Here is a 13,148-nt window from a genome sequence, read left to right as displayed (position 1 = left end):
TGAAGACACGCCCTAAAGAATCGTTCAAAATAAATCGCTAAAAACAAGTCTTTAAAACAGATTGTTAAAAATAGATCGTAAAAACTTAGAAAGGAACGCATGTATGTCGTTTATCCGCCGTAAACGTAAGAACACAGAAATAGTCTCTAACGAAGCCAGCAACGTTTTGAAAAATACGTCTACCGCCCAAGTCAAAAAGCGTATCGCTATTATTGGCTCGGGTGTGTCAGGATTGACTTGTGCTCATTACCTCGTGGCACAACATGACGTGACAGTGTTCGAAGCCAATGATTATATCGGCGGGCATGTGAATACGATTGATGTGGCACTCCAAGATGGCAAAAAAGCAAAAACAGGCAATGTGGAAACCAGTGCGATAGACACGGGATTCATTGTTTTTAACGAGCGTACCTATCCTAACTTCTTTCGGTTGTTATACGACTTAAAAATACCATTCCAATCGACAGACATGAGCTTCTCGGTAAAAAATACCGCACGTCATTTTGAATACAACGGTCATACGCTCAACACTTTATTGTCACAGCGTAAAAACGTGCTCAATCCAAAATTTTGGCGATTTATCAAGGATATCTTACAGTTCAACAAGCACATCAAGCAGCTACGCCAAGATTACGAAATGGCACGTGCTCAAGGGCAAGATGTCAGCGCCTTCACTGAGCAAACACTTGGTAATTACCTCACACAGAAAAACTATGACAATCTATTCACAGACAACTATCTGCTGCCAATGGTCTCTGCGATTTGGTCGACCAGTCTGGATGAGGTACAAGATTTCCCATTGGTGTTTTTTGCACAGTTCTTTGATAACCACGGCTTGCTCGATGTGGTCAATCGTCCGCAGTGGTTCACGATTAAAGGCGGCTCAAAACAGTACGTTAATAAGTTAGTGCCACGCTTTATCAAAGCGGGTGGCGAGGTACGAGTAAACAGCCCAGTACAGTCGGTAGTTCGCGATGGTGAGCAAGTATTATTGACGGTTCAGGACAAAGGTAACACTGATAACAAGATCGAAAATCTTGTATTTGACGAAGTTGTCTTTGCTTGTCATGCAGATACCACGCTAAAGATTTTAAAAGATGCCAGTACAGAAGAGTCTGAAGTGCTAGGGCATTTCCGCTTTACTAAAAATACCGCCGTACTTCATACCGATATCAGCGTTCTACCTAAAAAACCGTTGGCATGGGCAAGTTGGAACTACCTCATTGATGAAACAGCATCGGGCAGCACGACGGAGATTGAGCAAGCTGCTGAAAGCGTACAAAGCCCTGCTAAGCCCGTACTGACCTATCATATGAATATCCTGCAGCGACTCACCAAACAGCATAATTATCTAGTGACGCTTAATCCAGGAACTATTGATAAAAATATAGATGACAAGCAAGTCATCAAAAGCATCGATTATAGCCATCCAGTTTTTGACCTTGCGATGATTGATGCTCAAACCAAATGGTCAAGTATCTCTGGTAACGGCTTGCATACACATTTTTGCGGTGCCTATTGGTTCAATGGTTTTCATGAAGATGGTGTGCGCAGTGGTCTACGTGTCTGTCAGGCATTGGGCCATGATATTGAGATAAAAGACGACGTTGATCCGACTCACTTGCCTGATGCTGATAGTGCTCATACGCCATTCCGTTATAAAGACATGCCAGTAAAGGCAGATACCAAGTTACGTAAACTTAATAAGCGTGAAGTTATCACAGCGACCACCAATCAGGAGCTGGTTGAGTATGCTGAGCGTTTACAGTCTACCGTCATAGATGGTGGTCAGAAGAAAAAACGTGGCTTATTTGGCTATCGTAACTCGAAGTAATTTTAGAATTAAAATAAAAAACACCACTAAAGAGAGTGCTATGTCTAACGAAGACTACTCGTCTAATAATGCCTTACCACATCAGTTGTTCCATGGGACAACATGGCACAGCCGATTACTGCCAAGTGTAAATAAATTTGTCTACCCGTATCGCTATTGGGGCGTCAATATCAGCGCACTAGCTGCAGGGCAGGCACTTCCTGAAGTAAGCAAAAATATTTTTGCCAAAAATAGTCTAATAAAGAAATCACCATTCAAACGACTTTTAGCAAAAGGATTGCCATTATTTTCAGCAAATAAAAAAGCCTTGCAGCAGTTTTGCCCAGATGATTATTTGCAGAAATTAGAGGGTTTAAGCGGCAATGAAGATAACGACAACAACGACGGTACCAATGGCAATGTTGCTTTAAATCCTACTCAAGCACTCAATCATCGTCTGCGTGATGCTTTCGTTGAGTATTCAGGTAGCTCACCGACCGGCGATATGATTGGTTTGCTAGTCTGTCGTAATGCAGGCTTGTACTTCAGCCCAGTCAATTTTTATTTAGGTTTCGATGAGCAGCAGACACCAACTCATTTATTGGCTGAAGTAACCAATACACCATGGGATAAGCGTCATTGTTATGGGTTTTTACTCGACGGTGAAGACACGGAGTTTTGTCATGATAAAGATTTTCATGTCTCACCTTTTAATCCCATCGATCAGCTCTATCGCTGGCAGGTTAAGGTAAAAAAACAGCCAGATAACTGTTTGCAAGTTCGTATAGCGATCAATATCAGTGATGAGCGTGGTGAAGTGCTAAAGACGGGTATAAAGATGTCTGGCGTACCAATGACTGACATCTCTATTCGCAAAAGCTTACGACAGAATCCAGTGATGAATCTGACTTCTTTGACTCGTATCTACTGGCATGCTTTTAAACTCTATGCGTTCAAAAAAGTCCCTTATATTAATTATGATGAAAAGCTAGCAGATAGCCAACAGCAAAAATAAAACATCTCAAAAGACAGCCATTAGCTATTTAAAGTCATTAGCAATTCAAAGCCCTTAATAATCCCAAAATCTCATGAATGTTAGACCAACCAATAAAGCATTTAGACAAGGATAAATACACGATGCCAGCCAGACTGACCGATCGAGCACCTGTTTCAACATTAGAGAAATTAACTGCACAGATGAGTAAAGTGGTCAATGAGAGCGCTGTCTTAAAACCCGTCAGTGGCGGGGTCAATAAAATGGCAAGGAAGTTGATATTTCGCGCGTTGCAGCATATACAGTTTGGTAGCCTTACTCTCATTGAATCGTTCGGTAATGAGGCGCCTAAGACAAGCTGTTTTGGCAGTGAGTCTACTACGGTAACCAGTAGTTCTGCAGTGGGTCGTCACTCTTTACATGTCTCCTTGACCATCCATGATCCAGCTGTCTATCGTCAACTACTACTTGGCGGCTCTATTGCGCTAGCAGATAGCTATATCAACGGCGAATGGGATACGGATGATTTGACGGGTTTGATTCGGTTGGCGGCTCGTAACTTGGCCGTATTGAATAAACTAGAGAATCGTTTTGCAGGCGTCAGTAAAGCCTTTGAAAAAGCCAAGCATCAGCTGCGTAGCAATGATAAGTCTGGCTCCAAGTCAAATATTCTAGCCCATTATGATTTGGGCAATGACATGTATCAGCGTTTTTTAGATGACACGATGATGTACTCGTCAGCGGTATATCGTACGCCCGATGTGTCTCTTAGCGATGCCCAACAGCATAAACTGGCGCTCATTTGTCAGCGTCTACAATTGACTGCTGATGACCATGTGATTGAAATCGGTACTGGTTGGGGTGGTTTTGCTATTTATGCTGCCAAACATTATGGCTGTAAAGTTACCACGACAACTATCTCTGATGCGCAGTATGGCGAGGCGCAGCGCCGAGTCGAAGCAGCTGGGCTGTCTGATAAGATTACGCTACTCAAGCAAGACTATCGTGAGCTTACGGGACAATATGATAAATTAGTCAGTATCGAGATGATTGAAGCCGTTGGTCATGAATATTTACCGACGTTCTTTGCTAAATGTAATAGTTTGCTCAAGCCAACAGGATTGATGGTATTGCAGGCAATCACTTTCAACGATCAAAACTACCAAGACTACGTCCATTCGGTCGATTTTATTCAAACGCATATTTTCCCAGGCGGCTGTCTGTTATCTAACCAAGAGCTCAATACACAGTTTACTGAGCAGACTGATATGGTTATTAAGCAGCTTCATGACTACGGCTTTGATTATGCGCATACGCTCAGAGATTGGCGCTTAGCATTTATGTCGCAGCGTGAAGAGATAGTTGCACTTGGTTATGATGAAGCGTTTATTCGACTGTGGAACTTTTACTTTTGCTACTGTGAAGGTGGGTTTTTAGAGCGGACTATCGGTGTGGTGCAGTTGACAGCAGTGAAGCCAAACAACATCGATATAATGCACTTCTCTGATTTGCCAGCTGCCGTCTTAAATCATAAAACAGTTTTGAACGATGAGACAGTCTTTAATGATGAAAACATGGCAGACACCGCGACTGTGTAAATGTTTTGATGTGGATATGGTTTCGTTTTAGCGCTCGTAAGGTCTCATAACGCATTAACCGTTTGAGACCTACTTGCTGAGATATTTTATATTGTTTGAGTAGCGCGTCTATCAAGGAACCCAGGATATCGTGTCACCGCTAACGCCTCATCGACATTATAATTTTCTACGTTTTTATTCATTTTATAAGAGGTAATATCATGGGTTACGTTTTCATTTATCTCGCCGCTGTGGTTATCTTTTTAGGTGTCGATGCTGTTTGGCTGACGACCATGAAAGGAGCCTTTTATGAGTCGCGTATCGGTCATCTATTGGCTGATGAGCCAAACATGATGGCTGCGGGCGTGTTTTATATGTTTTATATATTGGCACTTTGTATCTTGGTGCTGTATCCGCAAATCAAAGCAGGTGCTTCAATTGGTCATATATTTTTGCTCGGTGGTTTAATTGGGCTGATGGCATATGGTACTTATGATTTTACTAACTTGGCACTGTATAAAGGCTTTACCTTAGATACGGCGTTGGTAGATTTTGTTTGGGGTGGCATCTTGACAGGTTCAGTGAGCGCTGTTGTTGCATGGTTGGCTTATCGCTTTCATTGGCTCAGCTAAATATTATTAAGTCATCAAATCTGTCATACTGGCATGCAAATATATACACATAAAAATTTCTAAAAATAAGGATCATCATGCCGCAATCTAACACTAGCACATCTGCTCAAAAAGCTCCTTTAAACAGTGAGCTATATATGTCGATACTCATGACGCCCGACATGGCGAATTTCATTGGCAATGTGCACGGTGGTGATTTGTTAAAGATGCTTGATCAGGTTGCCTATGCCTGTGCCAGCCGGTATAGCGGTAACTATGTCGTGACACTGTCTGTCGACCAAGTGATGTTTCGAGAGCCTATCTATGTGGGTGAACTGGTGACCTTTGCTGCCAGTGTCAACTATGTGGGAAATACGTCGATGGAGATTGGCATTCGTGTTGAAGCGGAAGATGTGCGCGGTCGTACAGTCCGTCATACCAACAGCTGCTACTTCACGATGGTCGCTATCGATGATAAAGGTAAGCCAACAGCAGTGCCACCACTTGAGATTAAAAACAACCTGCAACAGTGCCGTGCTGATGCTGCATTAGATCGTAAAAATTTGCGTATGCAAAGCTCGCATCGTCCAAGCTGTGAATTAAAAGAGATGGTCGGAGAGTTCGATGGTGAGCATGAACGTTAAAATAATGGGAATATAGGTAAGGGGTTAATTTACTGTTCCTATGTTCCTATGTATGTAGTTTCTAAGTATGTATCTGATTATCGTAGGATGATTATCGTAGGATGATTATCCTAAATCTACTATATCGTTGAGTATCTAAATATCTATGTTTAACCCGTCTGTATCGAGGCTACTATGAATCTGAAGCCGCCAAAAACCAATTCGCAAGACACTCCTATCGCTCAACCAACAACACGAATCGCACGTGGTGCTGGTATGGGTATTGTGGACTCTAATCATGCTGCTAATGTTGCCACCGATGAAAGTGAGCCACACTCTGGCTCATTGACGACGGTATTGATTGCCGTCGGGGCTAACCTCGTTATCGCTATTGCAAAAACTGTTGCAGCAGTTATGACAGGTTCTGCTTCTATGATAGCTGAGTCCGCGCATTCTTGGGCAGATGCAGGCAACGGCACCTTGCTCATTGTCGCAGAAAAAAAGGCAGTCAAACCTGCGGATAGTAGTCACCCACTAGGCTACGGCAAGGAATCTTATGTCTGGTCGATGATTGCCGCCTTTGGTGTATTTATGGCAGGCTCTATTGTCTCCATTTATACGGGTATCACTGAGTGGAATGCGGCGGAGAGCGAGACCAATTACACCATCGGTTTTATTATATTAGCGGTCGCGTTTGTGCTCGAAGGATTTTCGTTAGGGCAAGCTTATTTACAAAGCAAAAAGCATGGTGAGGCAATTAATGTCAGTGCCATCGGTTATGTGATCAATACATCTAACCCAACGTTACGTGGTGTGTTCTTTGAAGACTTGGCCGCTGTCATTGGCTTGGCAGTTGCTGCTGCTTCGATGGGCATGCATGCTTATACTGGACAGCCATTTTGGGATGCACTAGGCTCTATTATCGTTGGCATATTGTTGGGCGCTGTAGCCATATTTTTGATTAGCCGTAACCGTGACTTTTTGGTTGGTTACAAAGTATCAGAGCAAATACATAACTACGCATTGAGCGAATTGCTCGAACATTCAGATATTGACAGTGTCTCGTACTTACATCTAGAGTGGGTAGGACCAAAAAAAATATTTATGGTAGCGGCAGTAGACATTGCCGGTAATCAAAAAGAGAGAGAAATCGCTCATAAGTTTGAAGCTATCGAAAACCAATTTCGCAAAGACGCATTGTTTCAAGAAGTTATCTTGACACTATCCGTACCAGATGCAGATGTTTTGACTTTACCGGATAGTTCAACACGCCCTAACAAACCATAAAGTGATAATCATATGAGAACTCTACTAAAAAGTACCGTATTTGCTGTCTCGTTGAGTATTAGTGCTGTCAGTTTGATGGCGGTGCCAATGCTATCTGTACAAGCGGCAGTACCGACGGAGGCCTCTCTATTAAAACTTATTAAGGTCACTAAGGTCGTTGAGATGATGAATGACATGTCTAGTGATAGCGGCATCACAGATCAAGTGACGCAGTCCATGTTATCTTCGCTGCCGGTTGATAATTTGAGTACAGATCAGCGCCAACGTCTAGAAGGTATTGTCAGTAAATATAGTAAAGAGATGACAGACAACAGCGACAGGGACAGCGTGAATCAACAAGTTATCAAGGTTTATATGGAAACAGCGAAACAGCACTTTGACCAAACAGAGGTTGATGCACAGATAGCATTTTATAGTAGCAAAACGGGCCAAAGTATCATTGATAAACAGCCTGATATGATGAAAGATTATATGGCAAAAGTAATGCCTATTGTTATGGAGTCTACTATGGAAAAGGTGCAAGATATTATGCCAAGAATGGCTGCAGATATTAAAGCCCTTAAACTTGAAGAGTAATGTAAAGCCTTATTAATCTAGACTCATTCACTCCAGAAATCGTTTATATAAAAGTCTATAAGCATAAAAAAGGTCGCCATATTTGGCGACCTTTTTATGTTTTAAACTTACGTTTCAAATGCTCGGTAAGTTATCTGCTTATTACTTGCTAGGATCACTTATTAGGATTACTTATTAAGGTTACTTACTAGGGGCATTCGCACCGATGAACCATGCATCTTTGTCAATGATACGACTGGCTTCTGTAAATAAATCAGCGGTATCTTCGTCACCTGCATCGCCAGCAGTAGCGATTGCTTTACGCAATGTTTCGGCTACTTTCTTGTAGCGGCTAGTCAACTCGCGAACATGTTGATCGACTTCAGTGATATCCGTTGGGTAATCGTCTAGGATAGACTCTTTTACCACACGACTGGCCAAACCATTTGGTTGACCGCCTAAGATTACAATACGTTCAGCAATAGTATCTGATACTTCAAGGATACGGTCTGATGTGTCATCTAATAACTGATGCACACCGATGAAGCCAGTACCTTGTAGGTTCCAATGACACTGCTTGCCATCTAACGTTAAATCAATGACGTTAGCTAAATTTGCATTTAACAGCTCTACCATGTTTTTGGCTGTTTCGTCTGATATTCCACTTGCGTAACGTTCTCTCATATCTTACTCCGTTATCTATTTTGTTTTATTGAATCGAATGTTTAACTTATTTTTATTTAATATGTTGTATCAGTATTGCTTGTTGATTCGTTATGAATAATAGCAGTTTAAATCGCTATTGGAACCCTCAAGCGTTAGGCTTTGTTGAGTGGTCGTGTAAAGAGTTTGTTAACCATGAAAAGCTTTGTAAATATAGCCAAAATCATGTGAGTTTTTTATAACTGCCTTAGACTTTTTGCCAAAACAGGCGTATACAATATCGGTTTTGTGCACCTATATATAAGCTAAAACTAGTACCCATTAGCATCGTATCTAGCCCATGATTGTCCTTTAAAAACGAACACTCAGACCCCATATTGTTATAAACCTTACCTCATTATAAGAATTAGGAAGAAAGCCATTATGCGTATGCCTGAACCGCGCTCATCGCGTCAGTTAAATCAATTGGCCACTCAGCTCCAAGGCGAAGCTGAAATTAGTGGTGTCAATGCGTCAGGGACGCAAATATCAAGTCGTGCCTTTGAGATGGTCACGGATTTTGAGCCGGCAGGCGATCAGCCACAAGCGATCAAGAAGCTAGTCAACGGTATTAACTCGGGTATGGATGAGCAGTTGCTATTGGGTGTGACGGGTTCGGGTAAGACGTATACCATGGCGAAGGTCATCTCTGAGACGCAGCGTCCAACCATTATCATGGCGCATAACAAAACGCTTGCAGCTCAGCTATATGGTGAGTTCAAATCATTCTTCCCTAACAACGCGGTTGAATACTTTGTCAGTTATTATGACTACTATCAGCCTGAAGCTTATGTTGCGGCGAGTGACACTTTCATTGAAAAAGACAGCGCCATCAACGATCATATCGATCAGATGCGTCTGTCAGCCACGCGTGCTTTACTAGAGCGTCGTGATGCGATTATCGTGGCGTCAGTATCTTGTATCTATGGTTTGGGTGATCCTGAAAGCTATCTAAAAATGCTACTGCATGTGGTCGTGGGCGATAACATAGATCGTACGGCAACGATTAAACGCCTAGTAGAAATGCAGTATATGCGTAACGAATTGGATTTTGGCCGTGGTACGTATCGCTTGCGTGGTGAGCTGCTAGATATCTATCCGGCTGAGTCTGAGCAGTTGGCCGTACGTGTGCATTTATTTGATAATGAAGTAGAGAAAATTACTTGGTTCGATCCATTAACGGGTAAGACCGTGCGTAGCGTGCCACGTATTACCATTTATCCAAAATCGCACTATGTGACGCCGCGTAATAAGCTAGAAGCTGCTAGCCATACTATACGTGCGGAGCTAGAGCCACGTCTTGAGTACTTCCGTGAGAATAATAAGCTCATTGAAGCACAGCGTCTCAAAGAGCGTACCCAGTATGATCTTGAGATGATACAGCAGCTTGGCTACTGTAATGGCATCGAAAACTATTCGCAGCATCTGTCTGGTCGTCCGTCAGGGGAAGCGCCGCCGACGTTGTTTGATTATATTCCAGAAGATGCATTGCTGTTCCTTGATGAATCACACGTAACCGTCTCGCAGATTGGCGCGATGTATAAAGGCGATAGATCACGTAAAGAAAATTTGGTCAATTACGGATTTCGTCTACCAAGCGCAATGAACAACCGCCCGATGAAGTTTGAAGAGTGGGAGCGTATCAAGCCAAAAACCATTTATGTGAGTGCCACGCCAGCCTTGTATGAATTAGAGCACAGTGAGCAAGTCGTTGAGCAAGTCGTGCGCCCAACGGGTTTGATTGATCCAGAGATTGAGATACGTCCCGTATTGACGCAAGTCGATGATGTGCTATCGGAGATTACCAAACGCCGCGAAAAAGACGAGCGTGTATTGATTACCACATTGACCAAGCGCATGTCAGAAGATTTGACCAGCTACCTAAAAGAATACGATGTCAAAGTCGCATATCTCCATTCAGATATCGATACTGTCGAGCGTATGCAGATTATTCATGAGCTGCGGACTGGTGTGCATGACGTACTGGTCGGTATCAACCTTTTGCGTGAGGGTTTAGATATGCCAGAGGTATCGTTGGTAGCGATATTTGATGCCGATAAAGAAGGTTTCTTGCGTTCTGAGCGTGCCCTAATTCAGACCATTGGACGAGCTGCGCGTCATATCAATGGTAAAGCCATTCTGTATGCAGACCGCATTACAAACAGTATGCAAAAGGCGATAGACGAGACTGACCGTCGCCGTGAAAAACAAGTGGCGTTTAACCTTGAGCACAATATCACGCCGAAAGGTGCGCGTCGTAGTATCACGGATAAAATCGATACGGGTGACGATCAGAATGCCAATGACAATCAAGTGATTCCCATCAAGAGCAATCTGCCTGATGTGGATATTAGCATCTTACGCAGTCCTGATTTGCTTGCCAAAGAAATCAATCGTCTTGAAAAGCTTATGAAACAGATGTCTCGTGACTTGAAATTTGAAGATGCGGCGAAAACGCGTGACAAAGTATTAGAGTTAAAAGCACATTTAATTTAAGGTGTGTTTTGGCTTTTGCTCAATAATATAAATGATGAGTCGCATATTCTGTGGCTCATTTTTTATGCATTATTTGATATCAGAATCCTTGTAATAATAATCGATGCCACTTACCATATCAGCACTTATGCAAGTGAGTCTTTCCATCCATAAATCATATCATTCCAAATAATGAGAGCAGTGACTAACAGTCATAAGAACTTTCAGTCGCAAGCATTTTGTCCAATAGACTTTGCGAGCCTAATACTGACACTGCGAATTCAATATTTGGTATGAGTACTAACTAGGCGTATTTATATTGTGCTTACCAATAATTTAATAGAATTAAACTCTAACGAAAACTCACTAGGTATGGCAAACTCTGCCAAACAAGCCGTTATCGATTCTTTAAACATCGGGTTTCGTTATCCGGACGAACAACGTGCTGCCCTTATCAGCCGAATTGCTGATATAAACGGCGTTACGGAAAACCAAATCTCTCTAGGCTGCGGCTCTAGCGAAAACATCCGTACGGTTGTACAGATGCTGAAAAACAAAGCCTTGAGAGAAGGAAAAAACTTTCAAATAGTCGTACCGCATCCAACGTTTGCCTATGCTGAATTATATGCGACTTCTATTAATGTGCCTGTGGTAAAAGTTCCATTAACGCCTGAAAGCTATTCTCTTAATTTACAAAAAATGCAAAAAGTGGCTGATGACTTTGACGGAATTAGCTTGTTTTATCTGTGTAACCCTAATAATCCAACTGCGACGATTACTGATACGAATACGCTTAAAGAATGGGTAGGGGTGGCACCAGACAATCATTATTTTTTATTAGATGAGGCATACTCAGAGTATGTGACCGATTCAAGTTTTGAGAGTGGTGTTGCCTGGATACGAGAGGAGTATTCAGAAAATATCGTTGTAGTGCGTACTTTTTCAAAGCTGTGCGCGCTCGCAGGCATGCGTATCGGCTATGCAGTTGCTAGCCCGCAAATGACTGCTAAGCTAGAGGCATTTATATCAATTGATAATACCAATCTATCAGGTGCTGTTGCCGCGATGGCGACCTTAGATGACGAAGCATTTTTAGCATTGAGTTTACGTACTGCCAACCAGTCCCGCCAAATGGTCGAGCAGACGTTAGATGAGCTTGGCCTGCGTTATTTACCATCGCAGGCCAGCTTTATATTCCATGAGATAAAAGGCGATGTGCAAACCTATATCGATAGAATGCGTGAGCATGGTATAGCGGTTGGTCGTGAGTTTGCGCCTATTACAGGTTTCAATCGTTTGACGCTTGGCAGACCTGATGAAATGGCAGTATTCATCGAAGTACTTAAGTCATTTCGTGAGAAAGGTTGGGTGTGATTTTCATTGGGTTAAGCGGTTAGTTTGCATCTAGTTTTTACCAACCTTAAACGCAGTTTTACACATTACCCCTTAACAAACATCCGTCCTTCTAATAGGATAAGCAAACACAGTGTATAGCTACTTTTGACTTATCAAGATCAAAAAATATCGAATAAAAAGGACATAATTATAATGGACGTTAAAGCATTATTTAAAAAGGGCATAGAAAAACAGTTACTAGATGTGGATGACTATATATTTAAGCCTGAGCTAATAGAGATGACGGTTGAGGAAGGGGAGCTGACCTGCGTGCTAAATAGCGATGGTAGTGTCAATATTTTTTATACTAAGGCAGGAATCACTGACGTCAGAGCCGCAGCTCGAAAGCATCCTTTTACTTCTTTTGCGACTGAGCTACATCATGGAATTTATGATGATGTCATCGACGATGTGGTAGGTAACGTAAATGATATTATAGACAGTCACTCTAAGTATTTCCGTCGCAGCAAAGTCTTGCCTCTTACGCCTGCATTAGGAGGCAGTGATGCCGTTATTACAGAGGCTGATAAATATTAGGTACTGGCTTTAACTGATTTGTATCATTCAATTGTTATTATGATTTATAACATTGATAAGAAAAGGGCTAGGTTATCGATGATAACCTAGCCCTTTTTTATTCGTCTACATATCGTTAATAAGTGACTTATTTAACGAGACTGGTATAGCAGCTTTGTAGTGATTTAGCGACCACGTTAGCGACCAACTCAGTGCGATAGCTTGAGTCTATTGCTGCATTACCCAATTCAATCATGGTCACTTGTTGAGGTGCTTGCTCACTGACGCAGCCACAGACATTGGTTTTAACAGTTTCTTGCTGCGCATCAGTCATCGCAACACTAGCAACGCGCCATGCATTTTGTTTTTCAATTTCGCTGCGGCATTGCGTATCAATGGCTGATGTAAATATATTCATACCAATACTACTTGCAGTTGTCATGGCTGTGCCAGCGCTAGTGCCTGTAGTCGTGCCAGTACCTGTGGATGTACAGCCAGCTAGAGCAAGAGTGGCAAGCATAGCGGTCGAAACTAGAAGTTTTTTCACAGAATTTTCCTTTGAGGTTTTATGATTTTTCAAGATTAATGTCTGATACGAAT

At 42.3% G+C, this 13,148-nt stretch carries 12 protein-coding genes; 10 read left to right on the top strand and 2 right to left on the bottom strand.

Annotated features, from left to right (window positions below; genetic code table 11):
• Positions 1–103 precede the first annotated feature (103 nt).
• The 7 genes from JMW61_RS14120 to JMW61_RS14090 all read left to right on the top strand — a co-directional run bounded on the left by JMW61_RS14120 (position 104) and on the right by JMW61_RS14090 (position 7,481).
• On the top strand, positions 104–1,834 hold the full coding sequence (locus JMW61_RS14120) for an NAD(P)/FAD-dependent oxidoreductase (protein ID WP_201552026.1): 1,731 nt from the start codon (positions 104–106) through the stop codon (positions 1,832–1,834).
• A gap of 40 nt (positions 1,835–1,874) precedes the next feature.
• Positions 1,875–2,828: a DUF1365 domain-containing protein gene (locus tag JMW61_RS14115; RefSeq protein WP_201552025.1), complete on the top strand. Its 954-nt coding sequence runs from the start codon at positions 1,875–1,877 to the stop codon at positions 2,826–2,828.
• A gap of 122 nt (positions 2,829–2,950) precedes the next feature.
• Positions 2,951–4,405 (top strand): SAM-dependent methyltransferase, encoded by a 1,455-nt coding sequence (locus JMW61_RS14110; protein ID WP_201552024.1) that lies wholly within the window; start codon positions 2,951–2,953, stop codon positions 4,403–4,405.
• Between the two features lie 200 nt (positions 4,406–4,605).
• Positions 4,606–5,016, top strand: a complete 411-nt coding sequence (locus tag JMW61_RS14105; RefSeq protein ID WP_201552023.1) for a DUF2177 family protein — start codon at positions 4,606–4,608, stop codon at positions 5,014–5,016.
• A 77-nt stretch (positions 5,017–5,093) separates the two neighbouring features.
• Positions 5,094–5,639: an acyl-CoA thioesterase gene (locus JMW61_RS14100; RefSeq protein ID WP_194197040.1), complete on the top strand. Its 546-nt coding sequence runs from the start codon at positions 5,094–5,096 to the stop codon at positions 5,637–5,639.
• A 174-nt stretch (positions 5,640–5,813) separates the two neighbouring features.
• Complete coding sequence (locus JMW61_RS14095; protein WP_194197041.1) at positions 5,814–6,905, top strand: cation diffusion facilitator family transporter; 1,092 nt, start codon at positions 5,814–5,816, stop codon at positions 6,903–6,905.
• A 12-nt stretch (positions 6,906–6,917) separates the two neighbouring features.
• Complete coding sequence (locus JMW61_RS14090; RefSeq protein WP_194197042.1) at positions 6,918–7,481, top strand: DUF2059 domain-containing protein; 564 nt, start codon at positions 6,918–6,920, stop codon at positions 7,479–7,481.
• Between the two features lie 180 nt (positions 7,482–7,661).
• Here JMW61_RS14090 and dps read toward each other — a convergent pair whose 3' ends face one another.
• Positions 7,662–8,144, bottom strand: a complete 483-nt coding sequence (gene dps / locus JMW61_RS14085; RefSeq protein WP_110922451.1) for a DNA starvation/stationary phase protection protein Dps — start codon at positions 8,142–8,144, stop codon at positions 7,662–7,664.
• A 402-nt stretch (positions 8,145–8,546) separates the two neighbouring features.
• On the opposite strand from dps, the gene uvrB reads away from it, so the two are divergent.
• The 3 genes from uvrB to JMW61_RS14070 all read left to right on the top strand — a co-directional run bounded on the left by uvrB (position 8,547) and on the right by JMW61_RS14070 (position 12,569).
• Complete coding sequence (gene uvrB, locus JMW61_RS14080) at positions 8,547–10,658, top strand: excinuclease ABC subunit UvrB (protein ID WP_201552022.1); 2,112 nt, start codon at positions 8,547–8,549, stop codon at positions 10,656–10,658.
• Between the two features lie 300 nt (positions 10,659–10,958).
• Complete coding sequence (locus JMW61_RS14075) at positions 10,959–12,011, top strand: pyridoxal phosphate-dependent aminotransferase (RefSeq protein ID WP_227687501.1); 1,053 nt, start codon at positions 10,959–10,961, stop codon at positions 12,009–12,011.
• A 174-nt stretch (positions 12,012–12,185) separates the two neighbouring features.
• Entirely contained in the window at positions 12,186–12,569 is a 384-nt protein-coding gene (locus JMW61_RS14070) for a hypothetical protein (RefSeq protein ID WP_227669259.1), read from the top strand.
• A 127-nt stretch (positions 12,570–12,696) separates the two neighbouring features.
• On the opposite strand, the gene JMW61_RS14065 is transcribed toward JMW61_RS14070, so the two are convergent.
• Entirely contained in the window at positions 12,697–13,095 is a 399-nt protein-coding gene (locus JMW61_RS14065) for a hypothetical protein (protein WP_201552021.1), read from the bottom strand.
• Positions 13,096–13,148 lie beyond the last annotated feature (53 nt).

The sequence above is a fragment of the Psychrobacter fjordensis genome (assembly GCF_904845995.1).
Classification (GTDB): domain Bacteria; phylum Pseudomonadota; class Gammaproteobacteria; order Pseudomonadales; family Moraxellaceae; genus Psychrobacter; species Psychrobacter fjordensis.
The sequence above is the reverse complement of the archived record's forward strand: the minus strand, read 5'-3'. Positions and strand labels throughout refer to the sequence as shown.

Coding starts and splice junctions, on each gene's coding strand:
- JMW61_RS14095 (WP_194197041.1), top strand. CDS start 5,814: ATGAATCTGAAGCCGCCAAAAACCAATTCGCAAGACACTCCTATCGCT.
- JMW61_RS14110 (WP_201552024.1), top strand. CDS start 2,951: ATGCCAGCCAGACTGACCGATCGAGCACCTGTTTCAACATTAGAGAAA.
- JMW61_RS14120 (WP_201552026.1), top strand. CDS start 104: ATGTCGTTTATCCGCCGTAAACGTAAGAACACAGAAATAGTCTCTAAC.
- JMW61_RS14115 (WP_201552025.1), top strand. CDS start 1,875: ATGTCTAACGAAGACTACTCGTCTAATAATGCCTTACCACATCAGTTG.
- uvrB (WP_201552022.1), top strand. CDS start 8,547: ATGCGTATGCCTGAACCGCGCTCATCGCGTCAGTTAAATCAATTGGCC.
- JMW61_RS14100 (WP_194197040.1), top strand. CDS start 5,094: ATGCCGCAATCTAACACTAGCACATCTGCTCAAAAAGCTCCTTTAAAC.
- JMW61_RS14070 (WP_227669259.1), top strand. CDS start 12,186: ATGGACGTTAAAGCATTATTTAAAAAGGGCATAGAAAAACAGTTACTA.
- JMW61_RS14105 (WP_201552023.1), top strand. CDS start 4,606: ATGGGTTACGTTTTCATTTATCTCGCCGCTGTGGTTATCTTTTTAGGT.
- JMW61_RS14090 (WP_194197042.1), top strand. CDS start 6,918: ATGAGAACTCTACTAAAAAGTACCGTATTTGCTGTCTCGTTGAGTATT.
- dps (WP_110922451.1), bottom strand. CDS start 8,144: ATGAGAGAACGTTACGCAAGTGGAATATCAGACGAAACAGCCAAAAAC.